Raw genomic sequence first — 23,868 nt, 5'->3', positions numbered from 1 at the left:
ACTACATGTGTCTTTACCGAACAGGGGAGGACGCATGAAGAGGATCGTCGTCCGGAAACCGGGTACCGCCCGGCTCACCGGCACAGCCTCCGTCATCCACAAGGGGTGACCCGACGTGATGCGCCTCCGTCCAGCGGGGAGTCGACGCCGCCGCTGATGCCGCCGATCGACGCGCACCGGCGACCCCACGGCCCCTACACCGTGGCCGCGGCACTGCTCACCCGGCTGGTACCGGGCGCATTGGAACGTTCCCCTGATCTCGTGTCCGCCCACGACATCGAGATCAGGGCGGCGGTCCCGGCGCTGCGCCCGCTGGTGCCCGCCAGGCGGGTCACCATCGACGCGGACCTGCCCGACGACGAGCGCATCCTGGTGCCCGCGCCCCGCCGTACGTTACGCCTGGCCAACGGGCTGGCCGAGTTCGTCGCGGCCGCGGTGCCCGCCGGGAGCGCGCTGGTGGTCCACAACGTCGCGGAGGCCGACCCGACCGACGTCGAGCTGCTGGAGGTGATGGCCCGCCGCATCCCGGCAGCGCGCCTGCGCCTGGAGCTCCACGACGAGGGGCCCGCGCCCGCCGAGGACGGCAGGAGCACCGCCGAGCTCTGGGAGCTGGTCGACCACTGCGTCCGCGAAGGCTTCCTGCACGCGGTCGTCGAGCTGGGCCGGCGGGGGATGGCCATGACCGAGCCGGGCGGCCCTCCCTGGTGGCGCTTCGCGCAGCGGACGGCCACCGCGCTCGGCGGTCTCGGCCGCCAGGAGGAGGCCAGGGACATCTGGGAGCGGGTGCGCAGGAGCAGCCAGGATCCCGCCATGCACGCCGCCGCGGCGTACGGCACCGCGATGCTCGACGCCCGCCACCCCGACCCGGCGCGGCGCGACCTCGGCAGGGCCAGGGGCTGGATCAACCAGGCCATCGCGATCTCCGCCCTGGTGCCCGACCGGGCCTTCAAGCTGGGCTTCGACCGTAACGGGCTGGCGCTGATCGAGCTGCGCGAAGGGCGCCCCGAGAGTGCGCTCGAGCTGGTGGAGTCGGCCATCGAGCTGGCGGCGCGCGAGCTGCCGCCGGATCGTCACCCCGTGCACCGGATGGTGCTGCTGGCCAACAGAGCGCAGCTCATGGCGGTGCTCGGCCACACCAAGGAGGCGCTGGAGGACTACGCCGCCGCTATCGCCATCGACCCGGCCTTTCCCGACTACTACCTCGATCGCGGCAACCTGTGGTTCTCGCTCGGCCGCCACGCCGAGGCGCTGGCCGACTACGACAGCGCGATCGCGCTGAGCCCGCCGTTGCCCGAGGCGTACTACAACAGGGCCGAGGTGCGGGTCGCGCTCGGCGAGGAGGAGGCGGCGCTGGCCGACCTGGCGCATGTCATGGAGCTGGATCCCCGCTACGTCGACGCCGCCATCAACCGCGCGGGCCTGCTGGCGGGTCTCGGACGGGACATCGAGGCGATGGCCGACGTCCGGGCGGGGCTGGCGGTCGCGCCGGGGAACCCGCACCTGCTGACGGTGCTGGGCCAGCTGGAGACCACGGCGGGGCGCCACGAGGAGGCGGCGCGGGCGCTGGAGGCCGCTCTGGCCGCCGCGCCGGGCCTGGCGGCGGCGTGGGCGGGCAGGGGCGCGCTGCGCTACGAGCGCGGCGACCTGGAGGGCGCGGTCGCCGACCTGGACCGGGCGATCGAGCTGGACCCGCACCCCGACCTCTACGCCAACCGGGCCATGGCGCTGCGGGCCATGGGGCGGGAGTGACCGTTTCACCTGCGGGGGCGTTCGACCGCACCGCTGATCGCACACAATAGGAGCATGGGGAGGCTCTTGGGGCGGGTCGCGGCGATCTACGGGAGTCTCGGGGCGCTGTGGTGGGTGGGCATCAGCGCCACCAGGACCGCCACCCGCTGCGGTGACTGGCCGTGCCTGTATCCGACGCTCGGTGCCTACCTGGTGGTGACGATCGTGGCGCTGGCCGCGGCGGTGCCCCTGCTTACCCGCGCCGCCGTGGCCCCTGCCCGCCGCGTGGCCCTGACGGCGGCGGCGGTGCTGCTGGCCATCAGGGGCTTCGGCGAGGCGGTGCCGTCCTCGCCGTCCCCGGTGGTGGAGGCGCTGCGCGCCGGTCTCGCCTTCACGGCCGCCGGTACGGTGGCCGCCGTGCTCTCCTCGCCTGGCCTGGCCAGGCGTTGGCGGGTGGCGGGCTGGCTCGCCGTCGCGGCGCTGCCCCTGTCGGGTCTCGCGGTGGTGTGGACGCGCTACGGGTTCTGAGCGGTCTGGGGGAAGACCTGCACGTGGTCGGGGTCGACCCTGAAACGCACCTCGTCCCCCGGCGAGACGGCCGCGGCGGCCCGCGAGGGCAGGTCGGCGAAGACCGTCACCGGCTGCCCGTGGACCTCGGCCCGTAGGTAGAGCCGCGTGGTGGCGCCGAGGAAGACGCTGACGTCGACCGTCGCCGGCGTCCCCTCGGCCGCCAGCGACACGTCCTCGGGGCGGAACATGCACAGCACACGGGAGGAGGGGGCGGGGACGTCGAAAACCCTGCCGTTCACCGCCTCCAGCTCCAGCGCGTTCCTGTTGCCGACGAAGCCTGCGGCGAACCTCGTCGAGGGTGAGCTGTAGATCTCGGCGGGCGGCGCGCACTGCTCGATCTCGCCGTGGTTCATCACCGCGACCCGGTCGGAGATGGCCAGCGCCTCGGCCTGGTCGTGGGTGACGAAGACGGTGGTGATCCCGACCTGGTGCTGGATGCGTCGCACCTCGTCACGCAGCCGGTGGCGTACCTGGGCGTCCAGCGCCGACAGCGGCTCGTCGAGCAGGAGCACCTGGGGGCGTGGCGACAGGGCGCGGGCCAGCGCGACGCGCTGCTGCTGGCCGCCCGACAGCTGGTTGGGCAACCGGTCGCCCTGCTCGGTGAGGCCGACCAGCTCCAGCATCTCCTCCACCCGCTGCTGGACGTTCCGCTCCTTCCGCACGGTCAGCGGGAAGGCGATGTTGCCCCGCACGGTGAGGTTGGGGAACAGCGCGTAGGACTGGAAGACCATGCCGATGGGCCGCTTGCGGGCGGGCACGCCGGTCATGTCCGTGCCGCCGATCCGCAGCCGACCGCCGTCGAAGGTGGTCAGCCCGGCCACACAGCGCAGCAGCGTCGTCTTGCCGCACCCGGACGGCCCGAGCAGCGCCAGCAGCTCGCCCTGCTCGACGCTGACGCTCACGCCGTTCAGCGCGGTGTGTCCCGCATAGCGCTTGGTGATGCCCTCGAGCACGACGTGACTCAACGCAGGGTCCTTCCGATGGTGGTGACGCGGCCCCTGCCCAGCCGGACGACCAGAGCCGACAGGGCGAACAGGAAGCCGAAGGTGAAGACGGTGACGACGGCCAGGGCGTTGGGGTCGCTGAGCGTGCGCGAGACGAACTGGCGCGCCGACCACAGCGGCAGCGTCTCGTAGCTCACCCCGACCAGGATCTTGGCCAGCGCGAACTCGTTCATGGCGGTGGCCACGACCAGCAGCGACCCGGAGACCACCCCGCCCCTGACGGCGGGCAGGACGACTCTGACGAGCGTCTGCGCAGGGCTCGCCCCGCAGGTGGCCGCCGCCTCGCTCAGCTCGACGGCCCCGGCCGCCAGCAGCGCGCTCTCCACCGCCCAGTACATGAAGGGGAAGGAGATCGCCGCCGTCGCGGCGGCCAGCAGCCAGAAGGTGTGGAACAGCTGGGGCGCGACGGAGGCGGTGACGAGCTGGATGCCCGCACCGACCACCACCCAGGGGATCGCGAAGGGGATCACCGCGATCGTCTGGATGACCGAGCCGATGCGCGGGTTGCGCACCACCGACCAGTACGCCGCCGGCACCACCAGCAGGATGTCGACGGCCACGACGACCGCCGAAAGCAACAACGACCGGCCGAGCGCCCCGGCGACCTCGGCCCTGGTGAAGAGCTTGGCCCAGTGGGCGAGCGTGTAGCCGTCGGGCAGAGGGGTGTCGGTCCAGCGGGTGGCCAGGGAGTAGAGCAGCGCGGCCAGCAGCGGCAGCGCGAAGTAGGCGCCGAGCAGCGTCAGGAAGATCCGGCGGGTCACAGCCACCTCGCAGCGCGTCGCAGCGACAGCCGGTATATGGCGGTGGCGCCGATGGCCAGCACCATGAGCAGCACCGACAGCACCGCGGCCCGCTCGAAGCCGAACACCGACGACTCCAGCGTGGTGCCGATCTGCAGGGTGATCAGCTTCTGCGATCCGGGCGAGGCGGCCAGCGCGTAGGCCACGGCGTAGACGCCGATCGTCCAGGTGAAGATCAGCAGCCACCCCGCGGTCACGAACGGCGCGAGCACGGGGAGGCCGACGTGGCGCCAGAACTGCCATCGGGTGGCGTGGCAGACCTCGGCGGCCTCCTGCCAGTCGTCCTTCAGCACGCTCAGCGCGGGCAGGGTGAGCAGCACGAACATCGGGATGTTGAAGTACAGGTAGACGATGTTCATCCCGCTGAAGGAGCCGACCGAGGGGAAGGAGATCCCGAGCAGCAGCGTGAGCATCCCGGTGGCGCCGATCAGCGCCACGAAGCCGAACGCCAGCCCGATCCCGGCGAAGTTCGAGGCCACGTTCATGAGCGAGAGCCAGAACGCCTTGCCGCCCAGCCGCATCCTGGTGATCAGCCACGCGGCCGGGGCGCCGAGCGCGGTGGCCAGCGTCGCCTGGACGAACCCGAGCGCCAGCGAGCCGCCGATGGCCCGCAGGTCCAGGGGGCTCTCGATCACCTTGACGATGTTGTCGAGTCCGTAGCCGCCGCCGCGCAGCGCGAAGGTGTCGTGCACCAGGCGCAGCGCGGGCAGCACGAGCAGCGCGAACGTGAACGCCAGCAGGGGCAGCGCGGGACCCCATTGGGGGAGAAATCCGCGGGTGGAGAATCTTCCCCCGAGCCGCGTGGGGGAAGATTCCTCACCCGGGGTGGGCAATGTTGTCACCGCGGCGGATGTTTCCTGCCCCGCAGTCGCATCTTGCCCCGCGGTCACATGTGGGCCCGCAGTCGCGTCTTGCCCCGCGGTCACATGTGAGCCCGCAGTCACGTCCTGCCCTGCGGTCACATGTGGTCCCACAGTCACGTCTTGTCCCACAGTCACGCGAGAACCTTCGACTCCCAGTCGGCGACGATGCTTTCGGGATTCACCTGGGTGATCTTGATCTCCTTGACGGGGGCGTAGGCCGACTCGGGCAGCCAGTTGGCCTTCGCGTCGGCGGGCAGTTGGAGATCACCGTTGAGCGCCCTGACGGGCCGCGCGCCGAACTTGGCGAACATGGTCTGCGCCTCGTCGGACAGCACGTAGTCGAGGAAGGCCTTGAGGAAGTCGCCCTTGCCGGTGTTGTACTTGTTGATCATGAGTCCGGATGGCGACCAGACCGAGCCGTCGCTCGGGATGATCACCTCGACGTCGACGTTCTTCGCCTTCAGCGCCGCCTGCTGGGCCAGGCCGTTGAAGTCGTAGTTGATCTGGATCGGCGCCTCGCCCTTCTCCAGGGTCTCCTCGCTCATCTTGACCGCGCTGATGTTGCCGGCGTCGGTGAGCTTCCTGAAGTAGTCGTAGGCGGGTGCCAGGTTGTCCACCGAGCCGCCGTTGGCGATCGCGGCGGCCACGACCATGGCCTGCCCGGTGCCCGACGAGGTCGGGTTCTTGATGGCCACCTGGCCCTGGTACTCGGGCTTGAGCAGGTCGGCCCAGCTCCGCGGCGGGTTGGTCACCTTGTCGGTGTTGACGACGAACGCGGGCGCGCCGACGAACGTCGCCACCCAGCCGCCCCTGCCCTTCTGCCAGTCCTTGAGCTTGCCCGCCGAGGGCGGCAGGTACTCGGGCACGACGCCCTTGGCCTCGGCGATCGGGCCCCACATCAGGCCGATGTCGCTGGCCGTGCCCACCGGGTTGTCCTTCTCCGCGTCGAACTTGACGATCTCCTCCGACGAGGACATGTCGGTGTCCTTGTGCGCGCAGCTGCCGTTGTGCTTGGCGCAGAAGGCCTTGACCACCTCGCCGTAGTTGGCCCAGTCGGGGGCCAGGCCGTAGGTCGGCAGGTCCTTGCCCTGCTCGGCGATCTTGCTGGTGTCCGGCGCGGCCTGCCAGTCGTAGTCGCCCGAGCCGGACCCGCACGCGGTCAGCGCCAGCGCGGACGCGACCGCCACCACTCCCGAACGGAGATTAGTCATGATTTCCACCCTTCTCAGCCCTTTTCGCACCGAATGATGGCCTTCGTCGGGTATCTCGGCGTCGGCCCCCGGGTGAATTCGGGGTGAACTCCTACAAGGCCGGGCTTTCTCGAATGTCTAGTGCAGTGATTCGGGATGGCCAATGCGCATTTGTCTATCGGCGCTATAGGGCGAGCCGTATAACGCCTCTCTATGAGGGGCATCGGTTTTATCCCACTTGTCCGAATCGTGGTGGGACGTGAGGCTTTGCCGTACGAGAAGAAGACTGAGAGAGATGAAAGGAACCCGATGGGGAGTCGATACCTGCTCAACCACATCGGAGGCGAATGGCGTGCCCCCGAGAGCGGGCAGACCCGGCCGAACCTCAACCCCGGCGACCTCTCCGACCAACTCGGCGACTTCGCCGAGTCTGGCGGGGCGGACGTGGAGCTGGCGGTCGAGGCCGCCACCGCGGCGATGCCCGCGTGGAAGGCGCTCGGCCCGATCAGGCGCGCCGAACACCTGCGGGCCGCCGAGCGCCTGCTGGAGGACAGGGCCGAGGACTTCGCCCAGGCGATCACCCGCGAGCAGGGCAAGCTGATGAAGGAGGCGCGCGGCGAGGTCAGGCGCGCGCTGGCCATCCTCGACTTCACCGCCGGGGAGGGGCGCAGGCTCAAGGGCGAGACGCTGCCCGCCGAGGAGCCGCGCACGTTCTCCTACACCTTCCGCGCGCCGATCGGCGTCGTCGGGCTCATCACGCCGTGGAACTTCCCGCTGGCCATCCCGATGTGGAAGATCGCGCCCGCGCTCCTCGCCGGATGCGCCGCGGTCTTCAAGCCCTCGCCGTTCACGCCGCTCACCGCGGCCCTGCTCACCGAGGTCTTCGCCGACGCCGGGGTGCCCGCGGGCGTGCTGAACCTGGTCCAGGGGGACATCGCCGCGGGCGAGGCGCTGGTCGCGCACGAGGGCGTGGCCGGCATCAGCTTCACCGGATCGCTGCCCGTGGGCCTGGCCATCCACCAGGCCGGCGCGCCCCGCCTGCTGCGCACCCAGCTGGAGCTCGGCGGCAAGAACGCGGTCCTCGTACTGAAGGATGCCGACCTGGACAAGGCGGTCAAGGCCACAGTGTTCGGCGCGTTCGGCCAGTCGGGGCAGCGCTGCAGCGCCACCTCCAGGGTCGTCGTGGACGTCGCGGTGAAGGAGGAGTTCCTCGCGCGGCTGGTCGAGCAGGTCGGCGCGCTGCGCGTCGGAGCCGGCGCCGACGAGACGGCCGCCGTCGGACCCGTCGTCAACGAGGCGCGCATGCACGCCTGCCTGGAGGCGATCAAGACCGCCCAGGAGGCGGGCGCCAAGGTGGCCACCGGCGGCGGGCGCGCCCCAGGCAACGGCTGGTTCGTCCAGCCCACCGTGCTGCGCGACGTGCCATGGGACAGCGAGATCGCCCAGGAGGAGATCTTCGGCCCGGTGCTCTCGGTGATCGACTGCGACGGCTTCGACGACGCCATGCGCATCTCCAACTCGGTGAAGTACGGCATGAGCGGCACGATCTTCACCCAGGACCCGGCCACCATCTTCGAGGCCCTCGAGCGCTTCGAGGCCGGCATGCTCCACGTCAACAGGCCCGGTGTGGGCGCCTACGCGCACCTGCCGCACATGGGCGCCAAACTGTCGCAGTTCGGCCCGCCCGAGTGCTCGCCGCAGGTCTGGGACTTCTACACCGAGTGGCGGTCGGCGTGCATAAGCTACTGACCGCCGCCGAGGCGGTCGGGCGGTTCGTGACCTCCGGCGCCACCGTCGGGATGGGCGGCCAGAACATCAACCGCTGCCCCATGGCCCTGGTCCACGAGGTCATCAGGCAGCGCGTCGGCGGCCTGACCGTCGTGGGGTGCAACCTGTCGCTCCCGCTGGACATGCTGGTGGCCGCCCGGCTCGTGGTGCGCACCGAGCAGGGCACCGGCAACCTGGAGCGATACGGCACGCTGTTCGCCTGGCGGCGGGCGGTCGAGCGCGGCGAGGTGACGGTGGGCGACCACTCCCACCTGGCCATGGCCAGCAGGTTCGCCGCGGCGGCGCTCGGCCTGCCGTACCTGCCGACCAGAAGCCTGCTCGGCACCGACCTGCTGGCCGACATGGTCGCCGCGGGCGTCGCCGTCGAGTCGGTGGACCCGTTCGGCGGCCGGCCGCTGGTACTGGTCAGGGCGCTGGCCCCCGACGTGGCGCTCATCCACGCCAACCGGGCCGACACGGCGGGGAACGTCGTGATCGAAGGGGTGACCTCGCACGAGGTCGACATGGTGCGCGCGGCCCGGGTCACGATCGTCTCCGCCGAGCAGGTGCTGCCCGCGGGGTCCTTCTCCGACCGCCCCGAGCAGGTGACGATCCCCGAGGCGTACGTGACGGCGGTCGTCGAGCAGCCCTTCGGCGCCTTCCCCACCTCCGTCTACCGCGCCTACGACTTCGCCGAAGCGGAGATCAAGGAGTACCAGGGCCTCGGCCGTGCCGGTGACGAGGCGCTGCGCGAGTGGATCGCGGACAACCTCGGCGCCTCCTTCGAGGAGTACCTCGCCACCAGGGACGCCGACGGAAGGCTCCGCGGGGCACTGGCCGACCGGATGAGGAGCCTGGTGTGACCGCCCTTCCCAGAGAACTGCTCGTCGCCGAGGGAGCGCGGCAGATCCGCGACGGCGACCTCGTGATCGTCGGCACCGGGCTCCCACTGCTGGCCGCCACGCTCGCGCAGCGGACCCACGCCCCCGGCGCCAAGCTGGTGATCGAATCGGGCGTGGTCTTCCCCAAGGTCGTGCCCACCCCCGTCTCGGTCGTCGACCCCAGGCTCATGCACGGCGCCGCCCGCCACGGCTCGCTGTTCGAGGCGCTCGGCGGGCTCGTGCAGCGCGGGCTCGTGCGCACCGGGTTCCTCGGCGGCGCCGAGATCGACCAGTACGCCAACATCAACTCGACCACCGTCGCGGGCAAACGCCTGCCCGGCAGCGGCGGCGCCAACGACATCGCCAGCCACTGCTCGCAGGTGGTCATCCTCACCGACCACGAGCGGCGCCGATTCCCCGCCCGCTGCGGCTACGTCACCAGCCCCGGCTTCCTCGGCGGGCCCGGCGAACGGGCCAAGGCGGGCCTCGGGCCGCTGCGCGTGAAGGTCGTCACCGACCTGTGCGTCATGGAGGCCGAGGACTGCGCCCTCACCGTCACCGCGCTCATGCCGGGCGCCACCCGGCAGGCCGTCCTGGACAACACGGGTTTCGCGCCCGCGTTCGCCGACGTGCTGGAGACCGTCCTGCCGCCGGACCCCGAGGAGCTTCGCCTGCTGCGCGAGGAGATCGACCCGGCGTGCGTGTACTTTCCCGAAAGGATCGCCCGATGAAGAAGCCGTTCGCCTGGGAGACGGCCATCGCATGGAAGAGCAAGGACCGCATCGTCATCCGCGGCTACGACGTCAACGAGCTGACCGGCGCCATCTCCTTCGGTGAGCACTTCCACCTGGTGCTGAAGGGCGAGCTGCCCACGCCCGAGGTCGGCAGGATGACCGAGGCGATCATGGTCAACATGGCCGAGCACGCCATGTCGCCCTCCTCCGCCACCGTCCGGTTCGCCACCGCGGGCGGCGCCGAGCTCAACGCCGCCGTCGCCGCGGGCGTCGCCGGCATCGGCCGCCTGCACGGCACCGCTGACCGTCCTGCCGAGATGTTCCTCGGCGTGGCGGCCAGAGCCGAGCAGGACGGGCTGAGCGACCGCGAGGCCGCCGCCAAGATCGTCGCTGAGATGCGGGAACGGCGAGAGCGGATGCCCGGCTTCCACCACGCCCAGCACATCCGCGACCCGCGCACCGTCAGGCTCATGGAGCTGTCGGACTCCCTGGGCGTCACCGGCAGGTACGTCGCGATCGCCCGCGCGATGGAGGACGCCACCGAGGACGTCTTCGGCCGGCGGATCTGGATCAACGGACCCGGCGCGATGGGATGCATCGGCCTGGACATGGGCTACGAGCCGCTCCAGCTGAAGGCGCTGTTCATCGTGTGCAGGTCGCTGTCGCTCTGCGCGCACTCCATCGAGGAGACGACGCGCGAGAAGGGCTGGCGCGCCTCGGCCAACTCGCCCATGGTGCAGCCGCTGGACCTGTCGATGCAGGGCCCCGACCACTACGACGGCCCCGCGGACCGGTCCCTGTCCGGCTGACCCCCTCGGCCTCGGGGCCACTCCGGGGCGCTTGCCGGCATCCGCGCGGGCGCCTGGATCCAGGTGGCCCCGGAGGCGGCCGTGTCACGGGGACGGCCGTTGTAACATCGGCCGATGAGCACGAGCTTCGCCGCGGCCCTGCGTGACCTGCGCCCGGGCGCGAGCGCACAGGCCGCCGCGATCACCAGGGGAGTGAGCGGGCCCGCCGCCACGGTGCCCTCGCGCACCATCACGCTCACCCACGGCCTCGAACGGCTCCGCTGCGCCTCGCTGCTCAAACCCCTGTACTGCTGGGCCGCCGCGGCACACGTCACCGACCAGGGGTTCTGGCGCGCCCACGCCGAGCCCGCCGTCGTGACCTCCTCCAACAGCGACACCAGGGCGCTCTGGCTGGCCGTCGGGCCCGCGGTGATCCTGTCCGAGATCCACCGGCGCACGGGAGCGGCCTGGACCCAGGGCAACGGCGACCCGTCCCGCTTCGGCTCGGTCGAGGTCGCCGCCGCCGAGGTCGCCACCGCCTACACCGCCCTCGCCCAGGCCGCCCTCGCCGGCGACCCCGTGGCCGCCGAGGTGCTGTCGTGGATGCGGGAGGTGCCCGGGCGGCAGGCGTTCGGCGTGCGGGAGGCCCTGGCCGTACCCGACGCGGCCGTCAAGTGCGGCTGGTACGGCGGAGCCGACGAGAGCTGGCTGCGCACCCACGCCGTCGCCGTCATCCCGCGCGGCGGCACCGGCGTGACCGTGGTCGTCGGCCTGACCGCGCAGCTCTACACCGACGAGCTCGAACGCGAGCTCTACCATGCCAGGGTGGCCCAAGGGCTGCCGGTGGAGGCGGAGCACGAGCGGGCCTGCGGTCCGCTGCTGCGCGCCCTGATGTCGACCGCGCACAACGAGGTGATCGCGTGAGCCTGATGCCTGAGCGACCGGCCCTGCCTGCTCGCACCCTGCCTGCCCGCTCGCTGCCCGCGAGGTCGCTGCCGGCGCGGCAGCTGCCGCCCCGGGACACGCCGCTGCCCGCCACGGCTCCCCGCGCGCTACCCGCCAGGTCGCTGCCGGCGCGCGGCAGCAGGGCATGAGGTCGGCCGCTCCGGGCGGGTGCGACGCGTAACGGCCGCGTGCCTGTGCCCGCTCGGCGGGCCGGTGTGCCGGGGGCTCCGCTCGGCGGGCCGGTGTGCCTGTGCCCGCTCGGTGGGTCCGCGGGCCGCGGCGGCTCCGCCCGCCCGGTGGGCCCGCGTGCCTCGGGGCTCCGCTCCGCGGGCCGGCGGGCGTCATGGCGGCGGAGGCGGGCGTCGGCCACCCGGCGCGCTCGCGCGGCCGTGGCCCGACACGCCCGCCGAGCCTGCGCTCGAGGCGGCGAGCAAGGGGTTCTGAGGTCGGATCACCCTGGGATCGGCCAGAAGTGATCTGAGCCGGGCACGCGGCACGCCTCCGCGAGCCCGGGTGTGCGGTAGGGACCAGGCGCCGGATCAGGCCAGGTCGTCGAATTCGCCGTCCTTCATGCCGAGCCGGAAAGCCTCCCACTCGGCCTCGGTGAAGAACAGTCTCGGTCCGTCGGGGTCCTTGGAGTCACGCAGGACGAAGAGCCTGTCCTGGCCGGGCTTGTGAGCGGCGCCGTCCCCGGGCGTGTCGAGGACGGCTACTTCGACGCAGTCCCCGCCATTGCCACCGCTACGGCGGGCCTTACGCCATGTGAGGTCATTCATATGCTCTCCTCCACTTTCGACAGCAAATTTAGACTTGCGTGAACCGGTAAGGCGAGTGACCTGATCACGTCATATCTGCGGGCGATGGACTCGACGTCCACGGGACGATCGGTGACATACCCCTCGCCCGCCGATTCCAGATAGACGAGATCCGGCTCGCCGGGAACCTTCGCGATGACGAAGGCACCGGTCAACCCCGGCACCGCCTGGGCGTCGACAGGGACGACCTGCACGGTGACGTTGGGCAACTCGGCCGACTCCAGCAGCGCGCGCACCTGCCCGCGCATCGTCGCCGCCGAGCCGACCGGCCTGCGGACCACCCACTCGTCCAGCACCACCCAGTACATCGGCGGATCGGGCCGGTGCAGGACCGCCTGCCTGGTCATGCGCGCCGACACCGCCTCCTCCGCCTGCTCCGCCGTGGCGGCGGGCTCCCTGCGGAAGATCTCCCGCGCGTAGTCCTCCGTCTGCAGCAGGCCGGGGATCAGCAACGGCTGCCACGTCTGCAACGTGCGCGCCGTCTGCTCGATCTCCAGCCACGGACGGAACCAGGCGGGGTAGGCCGCCTGCCGTACCAGAGGCCACAGTCTCAGCAGCGACCCGCCGGTCTCGAGCACCGCGTCGGCGCGCTCGGCGAAGTCACGGGACGGCGTGCGCCTGGCCAGCTCGATCGCGCAGACCAGGGACAGCGAATAGCTCAACCGCTCGGCCAACTGCTCCTGGGAGAGGCCCGCACGCGTGCGGAACTCCCTCAGCTCCGAGCCGAAGAACGCCAGCGGGCTGGAGCTCGGATCGAGCTCGCGTGCAGCAGGCATCGGGGGCTCCGGTTCTACAGAGGTTCTACAAAAGCGGGCCGGCGTTCACACACCCCAGGTGTGCGACCGGAATCCATACCTAGAGTAGTCACTTGAATGCAGGCTGGGGTCACGGACCGCGGAATCTCCCCGATCTAAGGATGTGTGGTGCTTATGGGTGCCATCTACACCCAACGGGTGGAAGAAGAACAGATCCAGCAGCTGGGATGGGTGCAGGACCGGCTCGCCGAGGCCGGCAGACGCGCGCTCCTGGTCAGACACCTCCGGCTGACGCTCCTGCAGAACAGGTACGACCCACCTGAACACGGCGGGCCCGTGCTCATCGCGGGCCCGCTGAAGATCAGTGTGGACGGCGGGTTCCACGTCGAACACGACGACGGGCGCACCGCCGACTTCCACGACGCCGACCAGGTCGCCGCCTACGTCACCAGCTCAGTCTCCTGATCACCTCGGGCAGCTCCGGCGGATCGAGCCGGCCCGGCAGTGAGCGCAGCTCCTCGGCGCTGAACCAGCCGTGGCCGAGGAAGGCCTCGCTCTCCTCCTCCGTGAGCTCACCCGGCCGCACCCCGGGACGCGCCTCGTCGAAACGGGCGACGAAGAACGGCTCGACCTTCACGTACCGAACGCCCAGCCACGTGAAGTCCCGATCCACCGCGACCCACCTGTCCTGAACCGCGCCACCCGGCAGGCCCGTCTCCTCGGCCAGCTCGCGTCTGGCCGCCTCCAGCGGCGTCTCGCCAGGGTCGAGCCCCCCTCCAGGAGGCTCCCAGATCGCCTCGCCGCTGACCCGGTCGTACCAGTTCATCAGCAGCACCCTGCCGTCGCGATCGAGACACACCACCCGCGCCGCCGGCCGATCACTGCTCACCGCGCCCCCGCGTTCGTCGTCCTCTTGCCCGTGGTCGTCGTCCTCTTGCACGGCCCGCCCGCTCTTGTACGGCCCGCCCGCTCTTATGGCACGCTCGCTCTTGTACGGCACGCCCGCGACAGGCCACCGTGGTCACCGGTGACCATCCGTCGATCACGCTACTCCAGCAGGACTTCGCGTCTCCCGGCGACGTGGCATCGAGAGCTCGCTCCTTCATCGGCCTTGTCTCCGCCGATCTCGTTGGCGCCGGTCTCGTTCTCTGCCGGCCTTGTATCCGTGGGCCTCGCCTTTCGCCGGCCCCCGTCTTCGCCAGCCGGCTTTCGTCGGCCGCGTCTTCATCGGTCTCATCTGCGCCTGCCGGTCTGCGCCTGCCGGTCTGCGCTCGAACGGGTGGGGGTCGGGAAGGTGGTCAGCGTTCGGGCGGGACCGGGTCGGGCGGGCCGGGGAGGTGGTGGGTGTTCGGGCGGGACGGGGTCGGGTGGGGAGGGGAGTCAGGAAAACGGTCAGTGCTCGGACAGGACCAGGGCGAGCAGGCCGGGGAAGCGGGTGTCGAACTCCTCGCGGCGCAGCCGGTTGAGCCGCCTGGCGCCCTCGTCGCGCTGCTCGAGCAGGCCGACGTTGCGCAGCACCGTGAAGTGGTGGCTCAGGGTCGACTTGGCGACCGGCAGCTCCTTGAACGTGCCGCAGGCCAGCGACCAGTCGGGCACCTCCGCCAGCTCGCGCACGATGGACCGCCTGATCGGGTCGGCCAGCGCGTCGAGCGCCGCCTGCAACGAGGCCTCCATGGGGGAGCCGTGGGTCAGCTGGCGTCCTCTGTTCGACGGCTGTCGAACACTCGTGTAATGTTCCATCTCGATCGAACAGCCTACCCGAGAGGTCGCGACAGTGATGGACAACGGTCGGATCGGCGTGTGGTATCCCCTGTTCGGCAGGGCGCCTGCGCCGGTCGTCCGCGAGGCGGCCGCCGAGCTGGAGGAACTCGGCTACTCCACCCTCTGGGTCAACGAGAACTCCACGAGCAGGGAGCCGTTCGCGAGCGCCGCCCTGCTGCTCGCCGCGACCACGCGGATCGCGGTCGGCACCGGCATCGCCAACATCTGGGCCCGCGACGCCACCGCGATGGCGGCCGGGCGTGCCACGCTCGGTGAGGCCTACCCAGGCAGGTTCGTGCTCGGCATCGGCGTCAGCCACGGCGGCCTCGTCACCGGGCGGGGCCACTCCTACGACAAGCCCCTCACGGCGATGCGCGCCTACCTCGACGGCATGGACGCGGCGGCCACGGGCATGGTGTCGGGCGGTGACGCCCCCCGGCTGCTGGCGGCGCTGCGGCCCAGGATGCTGGAGCTGTCACGGGACAGGGCGGACGGCGCGCACACCTACTTCGTCCCGCCCGAGCACACCGCCCGCGCCCGCGCGATCCTCGGCAAGGAACGGTTGCTGGTGCCGGAGCTCGCCGTCATCCTGGAGCCCGACCCGGCGAAGGCCCGCCAGGCGGCGCGCGAGCACATGGCCTACTACCTCGCCCTGCCCAACTACCTGAACAACCTGCGCGATCTCGGCTACACCGACGCCGACTTCACCGACGGCGGCAGCGACCGCCTGGCGGACGCGATCGTGGCCTGGGGCGACGAGCAGGCGGTCGCCAAGCGTGTCCGGGCCCACCTGGACGCCGGCGCCGACCACCTCGCCCTGCAACCGCTGACGGCAGGCGGCTTCGACATGGCCGACGGCATGCGGCAACTCACCCGGCTCGCCGACACCCTGGACCTCTGAACCGCCCGCCGGCGCCGCGGTGGACCTTCGGATCGGCCGCTGGTTCCCCGGCGAACGTTGAATCGGTTGCCTGTGTCGCGGTGGACCTTCGGATCGGCCGCTGGTTCCCCGGCGAACGTTTGAATTGGCTGTCTGTGTCGCGGTGGACCTTTGGATCGGCTGTTGATGTCGCGGTGGACGGGTGAATCGGCCGTCGGCGCCACGGCGAATCTCTGAACCGACCGTCGGCGCCGCGGCCCGCCCGCCGACGAGAGCGGCACGGCTGGCGATGCCGGTCACCGTGTCCGCTCGAGGCGGGGCGCCATCGTCCCCGGACCTGCACAGCCCGCTCCGGCCACCCAACGGCTCGGGCGTCCCAGGTTGTCCCGGCTGGGCCTGTTGTCGTGGCTGGGCCTGGCACCCGCTAGAACGAGCTGGTGCGGTGGCGGGCGCGGAACTCCGCCAGAAGCTCGTCGGTCACCTCCGCGCCGGCCGCCACGGCCTCGTGCACCTCGCGGAAGTAGCCCTCATACCCGGCCGGCGTGTAGAGGCACAGGGCCTGGACCGGCTCCGTCCCAGCGTTGCGGAAGCCGTGCGGGGTGCCGCGTGCGGCGGCGAGCAGGTGGCCGGGGCCGACTGTCACCTCACCGTCGCCGTGGTGCAGGGTCAGGTCGCCGCGCAGGACGTAGAAGTACTCGTCGTGACCGTGATGCACGTGCGGGCGGGCCCCGACCACGCCCCCCGCCAGGGTGAACTCCTCGAACGCGAAGCGGCCGCCGGTGTGCTCGCCCGTCAGCCGGAAGAAGTGGGCCACTCCCGCCACGTCGATCAGCTCGCCGTCCTCGGGGTGACGCAGTAACGGGCGCGGCATCTCGTTGTCGATCATCCCTGCATTATCGGGTGACGGCGTCCGAGACGTCCCAGCAGGTCCAGACCGCGGCGCTACCAGCCGCCCTGGGAGGAGCCGCGGGAGGCCTTAGGAACGTGCGTGCCTGGGAGGATGCGCGGCGCTCATTCCCTGGGGTTCGCTCGGCCACCATAGGGACCAGCCAGGCCCGCTCGGCATTCGGCGCCAGCCAGGCCCGTTCGTCATTCGGCGCCAGCCACGCCTGCTCGGCATTCGGACCGCCAGTGCCCTGGCCTGCGAGCGGGTGAGCGCTTTTCGGTCCGGTCCCCACCGGGTCGACGAGGGCGCGGTGTGGCACCGGAGGGTTTCCCGCTGGACGATCTCCTCCGGTTCGTGGTCGTCTGTACGGCTCGCACGAGCCGGCTCTCAACGGCGTAGGTCTTACGAAGACCGTCGTCTGGCGGCTCCTTCGCCCGGGGTGGGCCCGCGCGGCGGGGATAAGGGCGCCTTCGCCCAGGGGTGGGCCCGCGCGGTGGGGATGGCGCGCCTTCGCTCAGGGGTGGGCCCGCGCGGTGGGGATGGCGCAGCTTCGCCCGGGTGTGGGCCTACGTCGTGGCCGGATGCGGGCTCCTTCGGTCAGGGAAGGCGCCTGCGTGAGGTCAGCGCTTCATGGCGCCGTCGGCGATGGCGTCGGCCGCGTCGCCGATGGCCATGCCGACGATCTCCAGGCGCCGGACGAGTTCCCGCTCCTTCATCGCGTCGGCGGTCACCTCCCCCGAGAAGATCCGGGCGATCTCGTACTGGTACATCCGCCGGACGGCGCCTCCCGCCTTCTTGGCCTCCAACGCGTCGTGCACCACCGCCGAAGGCCGGGACGCGAGGTCCTGCACCGCGCTCTCCAGCGCCTCGATACCCACGATCACCTGGTCCAGCAGCGGAGCGAACCTGATCTGATCCGGTACCCGGTACAGGTGCGACTCCCGCACGAAGTCACGCAACGAGTCCAGCACGTCGTCGATGGAGCGGGACAGCCGGAACAGGTCCTCCCTGTCGATGGGTGTGACCAGCGCGTTCTTGAGCTCTTCGACCAGGCGGGCGCGTTCGGTGTCGCCGAAGTGTTCGATGGACCGCATCTGCTCGTGCGCGCCGGTCCTGCCCACCTCGCCGCTGATCATCGCCATGGCCAGCCAGGCGCCCTCCTTGGTCGCCTCCAACTGTCCGGCGAGCGCGTCGGTGAGGGCACCGTCCATCCGCCCGGCCAGCAGGTCGCGAATCCGGCTCAGCCGTTTCGCCGGGCGCCTGCCGTCCTGCGCCCGCGCCCTGGCCTCACCGGCAATCATCCGTACGCCTCCGTACCGCCACACACCGTTGGCGGCGATGCCTCGTCCCGAAGGCCCGCTGTGCCTTCGAGCCTCTTCGTCGTCCTGGCTCTGTCGTCCCGCGTCGGTCTCTCCCTGCGTCCGTGGCGCCGGCTCCATGTCCCACCCTTCCAGACTCCGCCTCCCTGTCCCGGGGCTCCGGCTTCCGTCCCGCCACCGGCTCCGATTCGGAACGAACTCCCATACTCGGTCTTCCCGGTCCGGGGCGTCGTTCTCGGGAGTCCGCCGGGTTTCCGGTACCGCCGGGCCCGTTGCTCGCTCACGGCACCACTTCGGACCTGCCGGTGGGCGGGGGTGGCACGGTCTCTTCGGGGGGTTCGCCGGCTGCCCGCTTCTTGATGGCATGCCCAGGGCACCCCGGCTCCGGTTCCACGAAACAGCCGTCCATCCTTCGGCTTCGTGCCTTCGGCTTCGTGCCTTCGGCTTCGTGCCTTCGGCTTCGTGCCTTCGGTGCGGTTGCGCGGGCCCGTTCCTGGCCGGCCTCCTCTTCGCGCCTCACCCGAGCTCCCGCAGAGCGAGGGCCGTCAGAGCCGCCAGCAGTCCAGCCGCCGGCAAGGTGAGGATCCAGGCGAGCACGATCTTGACGGCCGCGTACCACCGCACCCTGCCGCTGCCCTGGGCGACGCCCGCGCCGATGAGTCCGCCCGCGATGGCCTGGGTCATGCTCACCGGCATCCCGGCCGCCGCGCACCCGATCACCGTCGCGCCGGACGCCAGTTCGGCCGTCACCCCGTGCAACGGCCGGGACACGATGATCTCCCGGCTGAGCGTACGGCCCGCCTTGGGCATGCCGTACACGGTCCCGAGGCCGAACAGCAGCGCGGCGGTGAACGAGACGGGCGGCCCCGAGGTGCCCAGGGCGATCAGGAAGACGGCCAGCATCTTCTGCCCGTCGTTGGCCGCGTAGGCGACGCACTGCAGGAGGAAGCCCGCCCAGTGCCACCGGCGCAGGCCCCGGGCGTCGGTCAGGAGGACGAGCAGCCGGATCACGACCCAGCCGGCCAGCGCTCCGGCGAAGGGCGCCAGCATCCCGACGGCGAGCACGAGCGTCACGGAAGCCGCCGACACCTGGAGCCCGGCACCGAGGCCGGCGCCGGTGAGGCCGCCGACGATGGCGAGGGTCAGGCTGGTGGGCTGCCCGTAGTGGCTGAGCGCCAGGACGACCGCGATGGCCGACAGCACGGCGACGATCATGGCGCGGGAGGCGTCCGGGCCTTCGAAGGAGGCGAGCCGGGTGGCGAAGGTCTGCGCCACGTGCTGGGACACCAGCGGCACCGCGCCGGTCAGCAGGACCAGGGTGAGGACGCCGACGACGGGCCGGACGGCGGGGAGCTTGAGCCCGGTGGCCAGCAGCGCGCCGCCGTCGTTCATCCCCGACACGACGGCGAACAGGCCGGCGACCACGACCTCCAGGGGCATGCGCTTCACCCAATCCGACGGGCGAAGGGATCACAAGCCCGTCATTCATGATGTCCGATATAGACGCTGTCACGGGTCATGGTCGTGTCGCCGGCGAGTCGAAGGCTCCCCAGATCACCGACGCGCGGAACACCTGGGCGCGGGGTGGCGAGGGGGCCGCCCGGCGTCGTCCGCCTATGAGGGTCATAGCGAAATCCTGCCTGGTCGCAGGCTGGGCACCCGGCTAGCGTCCATTACGCCCGATATCTCCAGAAGATCGAGTGGATGATGGACGAAGAGCTCATTCTGCTGAATCCCGGACCAGCCTGTACGTCCCAGCGGGTCAAGGACGCCCTGCTGCGCGGAGACCTGTGCCACCGCGAGCCGGAGTTCACCGAGCTGCTGTTCAGGATCCGCGAGGCGCTGCCCCGCTGCCTGAACCTCGGCGGCACCCACGAGGCCGTCCTGGTCACCGGTTCGGGGACGGCCGCCATGGAGATGGCGGTGATCAGCTCCGTGCGGGAGGGCCGCGCGGTGCTCGTCGTCAACAACGGCGTGTACGGCGACCGCATGATCAAGATCGCCCGCGCGCACGGCATCGCCGTCCACGAGGTCAGGAGCGACTGGACGGTCCCGGCCGACCCGGAGGCGGTGCGGCGCGCGCTCGCCGCGCACGACGACATCGACGCGGTGGTCTGCGTCCACCACGAGACCACGACCGGCCTCATCAACCCGATCAGGGAGATCGGCGAGGTCGTCGCGGGTTCGGGAGCGCTGTTCGTGATCGACGCGATCTCCGGCACCGCGATCGAGGACCAGGACCTCGCGGACGTGCGCGTCGACGTGGTCTGCGGCACCGCCAACAAGGGTCTGCACGGCCTGCCGGGCATGGCGTTCATCCTGTGCAGCCCGGCCTCGGTCGCCAGGATCCACGAGGTTCCCGAGCGCAGCCTCTACCTCGACGCGGCCGGCTATCTGAACAACGACGTGCCGTTCACGCCTGCCGTCCAGGTCTGCTACGCCCTGGACGAGGCGATCGAGGAGTACGAGGCGCAGGGCGGGTTCGCGGCGCGGACCAAGCTGTACCGCGAGCGGGCGGCGCTGGTGCGCGGGCAGTTCGAACGGCTGGGCCTGAAGATCCTCGTCGATGAACGTTTCAGGTCCAACACCGTGACGATGCTTCACCTGCCGGACGGTGTGACGTACCAGGCGCTTCACGACGAGCTCAAGAAGCGCGGCTACGTTGTCTACGCAGGTCAGGGGCGACTGTCGGACGATTTCTTCCGCATCTGCACGATGGGGGAGATCCCCTGGCACCGGCTCGAGCAGCTCGAAACGGCGCTCGGCGAGTCGATCGAGGCAGCAAGGGGTTAACAAGGCATGCAGCTCAACCTGCACCGGCTGTGGATCTTCATGACGGTGGTGGAGTGCGGTGGTTTCTCGGCCGCGGCGCAGAAGCTCTACCTGAGCCAGCCGTCGGTGTCGCACCAGGTCAGGCAGCTTGAGCAGGCGTTGCGCGTCACGCTGATCGACCGCAGCGGCGCGCGGATCAGGCTCACGCCCGAGGGCGAGGTCATGCTGGAGTACGCCAGGCGCGTCTTCCTGCTCGCCGACGAGGCGGTGGCCGCCATCCGGCAGGTTTCGGGGCTGCAGGCCGGCAAGCTGGTCGCCGGCGGCACCACCACGGTCGGCACCTACCTGCTGCCGCCGCTGCTGGCCGCCTTCCGCGACCGCCATCCGGGCATCGAGATCGGCATCCGGGTCGGCAACGGCCAGCAGGTCGAGCGCGGGCTGGTGGACGGCGAGATCGGCGTCGCCGTCCTGGCCGGCCAGCCTTCGGCGCCGCAGCTGGTCAGCGAGCCGATCCTGGAGGACAGGCTCGTCGTGATCACCGAGCCGGGCCACCACCTGTCCAGGAGCGGTACGGCGGAGCCGGCCGCGTTGGCCGAGGAGCTCTTCCTCATCCGCGAGCCCGGCTCGTCCACGCGTGAGCTGCAGGAACAGGCGATGGAGACGTGGGGCCTCGACAAGAGGACAGAGATCTGGGGCCCCGAGACGATCAAGCAGGCGGTCGCCGTGGGGCTCGGCGTCTCGCTGGTGTCGGAGCACTGCGTGGAGCAGGAGCTCGCCGACGGGCGGCTGGCCGCGGTGGAGGTCACTCCCGCGCCCAGGCCCCGCCCGATCGTGCTGGCCCACCGCCGCGACCGGCTGCTGGGCCCCGCCGAACAGGCTTTCATCGCCATGCTGCGCTCGGTGCGCACATGGCCCAGGTTGAGGAGCGTTTCTTGAGGAGCCGGGCGCAGGTCGTCATCGTCGGCGGTGGCATCGTCGGCTGCAGCGTGGCCTACCATCTGGCCGAGCTGGGCTGGAGCGACGTCGTCGTGCTGGAGCAGGGTCGGCTGTCGTGCGGCACCACCTGGCACGCGGCAGGACTGGTCGGGCAGCTGCGCAGTACCGAGAGCATGACCAGGCTGATCAGGTACAGCACCGACCTGTACGCCCGCCTGGAGAGGGAGACGGGGTTCGGCACCGGCTGGAAGCGCTGCGGCAGCGTCAGCGTCGCCCGCACCCCCGAGCGGATGACCCAGCTCAGAAGGACGGCGGCGCAGGCCCGTGCCTACGGCATCGCCGTCGAGGTCGTCACCGCCAGGGAGGCGGGCGAGCTGTGGCCGGTCATGCGCACCGACGACCTGGTCGGCGGCGTGTGGCTGCCGGGCGACGGCAAGGCGAACCCCTCCGACCTCACCCAGGCCCTGGCCCGCGGAGCCCAGCGGCGCGGCGTGGAGGTCGTCGAGCGCGCCAGGGTCACCGGCACCGCCGTCAGGGACGGGCGGGTGCGCGGCGTGGAGACCGCCACACCACCTGCTGGCCGCGTCGGGCGCCTGCTTCGGCGCCAAGATGGGCTGGGAGCGGGTCAACTACTTCGGGCCGGCCGCGCCGTACACCTTCGGCAGGCCGGGATGGCAGGAGACGGTCGACGCGGAGGTCGGCGCCTGCAGGAGCGAGGCGGCGCTGTTCGACCAGACGTCGTTCGCCAAGTTCACGCTGAAGGGTCCGGAGGCCACCGCGGCGCTGCAGTGGCTGTGCACGGCGGACGTCGACGTGGAGGTCGGCCGGGTCGTCTACACGGGCATGCTCAACGACAGGGGCGGCTACGAGAGCGACCTGACGGTGACCAGGGTGTCGGCCGACGAGTACCTCATCGTCACGGGGTCGGCGCAGGCCACGCGCGACTTCGACCACATCTCCAGGGGCATCGGCGAGCGGCGGGCGGTCCTGGTGGACGTCACCAGCGCCTACGCCGTCTTCGGCCTCATGGGGCCCGAGTCCAGGAACATCCTGCGCACGGTGTCGAAGGCGGAGCTGGGGGAGTTCGGCACCTCGCGGCTGATCGACCTCGGCCACGCCACCGTCCGGGCCAGCCGCGTCACCTACGTCGGCGAGCTGGGCTGGGAGCTCTACGTGCCGGCCGAGTTCGCGGTCACCGTCTACGAGACGCTGCTCGCGACGGGCGTCAGGCAGGCAGGCCACTACGCGATCGAGGCCATGCGCCTGGAGAAGGGCTACCGGGCGTGGGGCCGCGAGCTCGGCCCCGACGTCACCCCGGCCGCGGCGGGCCTGCTGTTCACCTGCAAGAAGAGCGCCCCCTTCCGGGGCATGGACCGGATCCACGACGCGCGCAGGACGATCGTGTCGATCACCACGGAGGCGCACCTGTGGGGAGGTGAATCCCTGCTCGCGGACGGCTACGTCACCTCCGCCGCCCACGGTCCCACCATCGGCAGGACCGTGGCGCTCGGCTTCGTGACCGGCACACCGGCCATGGCCGAGGTGGACTGCGCGGGAGAGAGGTACCCTGCCCAGATCAGCCGCAAGGCGCCCTACGATCCCACCTCCGCGAGAGTCAAGGTATGAACGCCGAGTACGTCCTGACGTTGTCCTGCCCCGACCGCCCCGGGGTGGTCGCCGCCGTGTCTGGTCTGCTGGCCAGAAGCGGCTGCAACATCACCGAGAGCCAGCAGTTCGGCGACCAGGCCGCCGCGCGGTTCTTCATGCGGGTGCAGTTCAGGGCGGGCCTGCCGCACGACGAGCTGAGCGCCGCCTTCGCCGCGCTGGCGCCCGAGTGGGGCATGGAGTTCAAGCTGCGCGACCTTTCGGTGAAGCCGCGGGTGCTCATCCTGGTCAGCAGGTTCGGCCACTGCCTGAACGACCTGCTCTACCGGGTCCGCTCGGGGCTGCTCGACATCGAGATCGTCGCCGTCGCCTCCAACCATCCCGACCTGCGGCCGCTCACCCAGTCGTACGGGATCGACTACCACCACCTGCCGGTCACCCCGGAGACCAAGCCGAAGCAGGAGGCGGAGATCCTCGCGCTGGTCGAGCACTACCAGGTGGAGCTGGTGGTGCTCGCCCGCTACATGCAGGTGCTGTCGGCCGACCTGTGCGAGAAGCTGGCCGGCCGGGCGATCAACATCCACCACTCGTTCCTGCCGTCGTTCAAGGGCGCCAAGCCGTACCACCAGGCGCACGACCGCGGGGTGAAGCTGATCGGCGCGACCGCCCACTACGTCACGTCCGACCTGGACGAGGGGCCGATCATCGAGCAGGAGGTGGCGCGCGTCAACCACAGCCACACGCCGGACGACCTGGTCGCCATGGGCCGGGACGTCGAGTGCGTCGCGCTGGCGCGCGCCGTCCGGTGGCACGCCGAGCAGCGGGTGCTGCTCGACGGCCACAAGACCATCGTCTTCCCCCGCTGATCC

The 23,868-nt window shown here is 71.1% G+C and carries 25 protein-coding genes and 1 pseudogene; 15 read left to right on the top strand and 11 right to left on the bottom strand.

The window, feature by feature from the left end; genetic code table 11:
* The first annotated feature begins 105 nt into the window (after positions 1-105).
* The gene (locus tag ACWENQ_RS15155) at positions 106-1,749 is read left to right on the top strand and encodes a tetratricopeptide repeat protein (protein WP_449919531.1); all 1,644 of its coding nucleotides are present in this window, start codon (positions 106-108) and stop codon (positions 1,747-1,749) included.
* Between the two features lie 54 nt (positions 1,750-1,803).
* Positions 1,804-2,256 carry a hypothetical protein gene (locus tag ACWENQ_RS15150; protein WP_354915005.1) on the top strand — a complete coding sequence of 151 codons (453 nt, stop codon included), beginning with the start codon at positions 1,804-1,806 and terminating at the stop codon, positions 2,254-2,256.
* Here ACWENQ_RS15150 and ACWENQ_RS15145 read toward each other — a convergent pair.
* The 4 genes from ACWENQ_RS15145 to ACWENQ_RS15130 form a co-directional block, all read right to left on the bottom strand.
* Positions 2,244-3,263, bottom strand: coding sequence for an ABC transporter ATP-binding protein (locus tag ACWENQ_RS15145; RefSeq protein WP_452414611.1), 1,020 nt, complete (start codon positions 3,261-3,263; stop codon positions 2,244-2,246). The two genes, ACWENQ_RS15150 and ACWENQ_RS15145, sit on opposite strands and share 13 nt — an antisense overlap.
* The gene (locus ACWENQ_RS15140) at positions 3,260-4,063 is read right to left on the bottom strand and encodes an ABC transporter permease (RefSeq protein WP_452414609.1); all 804 of its coding nucleotides are present in this window, start codon (positions 4,061-4,063) and stop codon (positions 3,260-3,262) included. Before ACWENQ_RS15140 ends, ACWENQ_RS15145 begins: the two co-directional genes overlap by 4 nt.
* Positions 4,060-4,944 (bottom strand): ABC transporter permease subunit, encoded by an 885-nt coding sequence (locus ACWENQ_RS15135; protein ID WP_452414607.1) that lies wholly within the window; start codon positions 4,942-4,944, stop codon positions 4,060-4,062. The genes ACWENQ_RS15140 and ACWENQ_RS15135 overlap by 4 nt, the downstream gene beginning before the upstream one ends.
* Before the next feature lie 152 nt (positions 4,945-5,096).
* Positions 5,097-6,176 carry an extracellular solute-binding protein gene (locus ACWENQ_RS15130; RefSeq protein WP_452414605.1) on the bottom strand — a complete coding sequence of 360 codons (1,080 nt, stop codon included), beginning with the start codon at positions 6,174-6,176 and terminating at the stop codon, positions 5,097-5,099.
* A gap of 288 nt (positions 6,177-6,464) precedes the next feature.
* Between ACWENQ_RS15130 and ACWENQ_RS15125 the strand changes: the two genes are divergently transcribed.
* The 6 genes from ACWENQ_RS15125 (at position 6,465) to ACWENQ_RS15100 (ending at position 11,419) form a co-directional block, all read left to right on the top strand.
* Positions 6,465-7,904 carry an aldehyde dehydrogenase family protein gene (locus ACWENQ_RS15125; RefSeq protein ID WP_452414604.1) on the top strand — a complete coding sequence of 480 codons (1,440 nt, stop codon included), beginning with the start codon at positions 6,465-6,467 and terminating at the stop codon, positions 7,902-7,904.
* On the top strand, positions 7,889-8,785 hold the full coding sequence (locus tag ACWENQ_RS15120; protein ID WP_449919548.1) for a CoA transferase subunit A: 897 nt from the start codon (positions 7,889-7,891) through the stop codon (positions 8,783-8,785). Before ACWENQ_RS15125 ends, ACWENQ_RS15120 begins: the two co-directional genes overlap by 16 nt.
* The gene (locus tag ACWENQ_RS15115) at positions 8,782-9,534 is read left to right on the top strand and encodes a CoA-transferase subunit beta (RefSeq protein WP_452414603.1); all 753 of its coding nucleotides are present in this window, start codon (positions 8,782-8,784) and stop codon (positions 9,532-9,534) included. The genes ACWENQ_RS15120 and ACWENQ_RS15115 overlap by 4 nt, the downstream gene beginning before the upstream one ends.
* A complete protein-coding gene (locus tag ACWENQ_RS15110) occupies positions 9,531-10,346 on the top strand; it encodes a citrate/2-methylcitrate synthase (RefSeq protein WP_452414601.1) in 816 nt (271 codons plus the stop codon). The genes ACWENQ_RS15115 and ACWENQ_RS15110 overlap by 4 nt, the downstream gene beginning before the upstream one ends.
* Before the next feature lie 114 nt (positions 10,347-10,460).
* Entirely contained in the window at positions 10,461-11,249 is a 789-nt protein-coding gene (locus tag ACWENQ_RS15105; RefSeq protein ID WP_354914978.1) for a hypothetical protein, read from the top strand.
* On the top strand, positions 11,246-11,419 hold the full coding sequence (locus ACWENQ_RS15100) for a hypothetical protein (RefSeq protein WP_449919558.1): 174 nt from the start codon (positions 11,246-11,248) through the stop codon (positions 11,417-11,419). Before ACWENQ_RS15105 ends, ACWENQ_RS15100 begins: the two co-directional genes overlap by 4 nt.
* Before the next feature lie 390 nt (positions 11,420-11,809).
* Here ACWENQ_RS15100 and ACWENQ_RS15095 read toward each other — a convergent pair whose 3' ends face one another.
* Together ACWENQ_RS15095 and ACWENQ_RS15090 are read right to left on the bottom strand one after the other, a co-directional pair.
* The gene (locus ACWENQ_RS15095; protein ID WP_452414600.1) at positions 11,810-12,046 is read right to left on the bottom strand and encodes a DUF397 domain-containing protein; all 237 of its coding nucleotides are present in this window, start codon (positions 12,044-12,046) and stop codon (positions 11,810-11,812) included.
* Positions 12,043-12,861 carry a helix-turn-helix domain-containing protein gene (locus ACWENQ_RS15090; RefSeq protein WP_354914969.1) on the bottom strand — a complete coding sequence of 273 codons (819 nt, stop codon included), beginning with the start codon at positions 12,859-12,861 and terminating at the stop codon, positions 12,043-12,045. Before ACWENQ_RS15090 ends, ACWENQ_RS15095 begins: the two co-directional genes overlap by 4 nt.
* 147 nt (positions 12,862-13,008) lie before the next feature.
* On the opposite strand from ACWENQ_RS15090, the gene ACWENQ_RS15085 reads away from it, so the two are divergent.
* Entirely contained in the window at positions 13,009-13,305 is a 297-nt protein-coding gene (locus tag ACWENQ_RS15085) for a hypothetical protein (RefSeq protein WP_452414599.1), read from the top strand.
* Here the strand turns inward: ACWENQ_RS15085 and ACWENQ_RS15080 are convergent.
* The gene (locus ACWENQ_RS15080; RefSeq protein WP_449919564.1) at positions 13,286-13,840 is read right to left on the bottom strand and encodes an NUDIX hydrolase; all 555 of its coding nucleotides are present in this window, start codon (positions 13,838-13,840) and stop codon (positions 13,286-13,288) included. The genes ACWENQ_RS15085 and ACWENQ_RS15080 overlap by 20 nt on opposite strands.
* A 392-nt stretch (positions 13,841-14,232) precedes the next feature.
* On the bottom strand, positions 14,233-14,514 hold the full coding sequence (locus tag ACWENQ_RS15075; protein ID WP_452414598.1) for an ArsR/SmtB family transcription factor: 282 nt from the start codon (positions 14,512-14,514) through the stop codon (positions 14,233-14,235).
* 103 nt (positions 14,515-14,617) lie between these two features.
* Here ACWENQ_RS15075 and ACWENQ_RS15070 point away from each other — a divergent pair, with 103 nt between their 5' ends.
* Positions 14,618-15,502, top strand: a complete 885-nt coding sequence (locus ACWENQ_RS15070) for a TIGR03620 family F420-dependent LLM class oxidoreductase (protein WP_452414597.1) — start codon at positions 14,618-14,620, stop codon at positions 15,500-15,502.
* Positions 15,503-15,905: 403 nt separating this feature from the next.
* Here ACWENQ_RS15070 and ACWENQ_RS15065 read toward each other — a convergent pair whose 3' ends face one another.
* From ACWENQ_RS15065 to ACWENQ_RS15055, 3 genes are all read right to left on the bottom strand, one after another.
* On the bottom strand, positions 15,906-16,367 hold the full coding sequence (locus ACWENQ_RS15065) for a cupin domain-containing protein (protein WP_449919570.1): 462 nt from the start codon (positions 16,365-16,367) through the stop codon (positions 15,906-15,908).
* A 620-nt stretch (positions 16,368-16,987) separates the two neighbouring features.
* Complete coding sequence (locus tag ACWENQ_RS15060) at positions 16,988-17,668, bottom strand: DUF47 domain-containing protein (protein WP_452414596.1); 681 nt, start codon at positions 17,666-17,668, stop codon at positions 16,988-16,990.
* A 534-nt stretch (positions 17,669-18,202) separates the two neighbouring features.
* Positions 18,203-19,126: an anion permease gene (locus ACWENQ_RS15055; RefSeq protein ID WP_452414595.1), complete on the bottom strand. Its 924-nt coding sequence runs from the start codon at positions 19,124-19,126 to the stop codon at positions 18,203-18,205.
* Positions 19,127-19,390: 264 nt separating this feature from the next.
* Here ACWENQ_RS15055 and ACWENQ_RS15050 point away from each other — a divergent pair, with 264 nt between their 5' ends.
* The 5 genes and pseudogenes from ACWENQ_RS15050 (at position 19,391) to purU (ending at position 23,865) form a co-directional block, all read left to right on the top strand.
* Positions 19,391-20,479 (top strand): pyridoxal-phosphate-dependent aminotransferase family protein, encoded by a 1,089-nt coding sequence (locus ACWENQ_RS15050; protein ID WP_452414593.1) that lies wholly within the window; start codon positions 19,391-19,393, stop codon positions 20,477-20,479.
* A gap of 6 nt (positions 20,480-20,485) precedes the next feature.
* Complete coding sequence (locus tag ACWENQ_RS15045; protein ID WP_452414592.1) at positions 20,486-21,394, top strand: LysR family transcriptional regulator; 909 nt, start codon at positions 20,486-20,488, stop codon at positions 21,392-21,394.
* Positions 21,367-21,900: pseudogene (locus ACWENQ_RS15040) on the top strand (NAD(P)/FAD-dependent oxidoreductase); the annotation flags it as partial. The gene ACWENQ_RS15045 and the pseudogene ACWENQ_RS15040, both read left to right, overlap by 28 nt.
* A gap of 103 nt (positions 21,901-22,003) precedes the next feature.
* Positions 22,004-23,020 carry an aminomethyltransferase family protein gene (locus tag ACWENQ_RS15035; RefSeq protein ID WP_452414591.1) on the top strand — a complete coding sequence of 339 codons (1,017 nt, stop codon included), beginning with the start codon at positions 22,004-22,006 and terminating at the stop codon, positions 23,018-23,020.
* Complete coding sequence (gene purU, locus ACWENQ_RS15030) at positions 23,017-23,865, top strand: formyltetrahydrofolate deformylase (RefSeq protein ID WP_452414589.1); 849 nt, start codon at positions 23,017-23,019, stop codon at positions 23,863-23,865. Before ACWENQ_RS15035 ends, purU begins: the two co-directional genes overlap by 4 nt.
* Positions 23,866-23,868: the final 3 nt, after the last annotated feature.

This window comes from Nonomuraea sp. NPDC004354, assembly GCF_053602555.1.
Note: the sequence above shows the minus strand (reverse complement) of the source record. Positions and strands in the feature narration are given on the sequence as shown.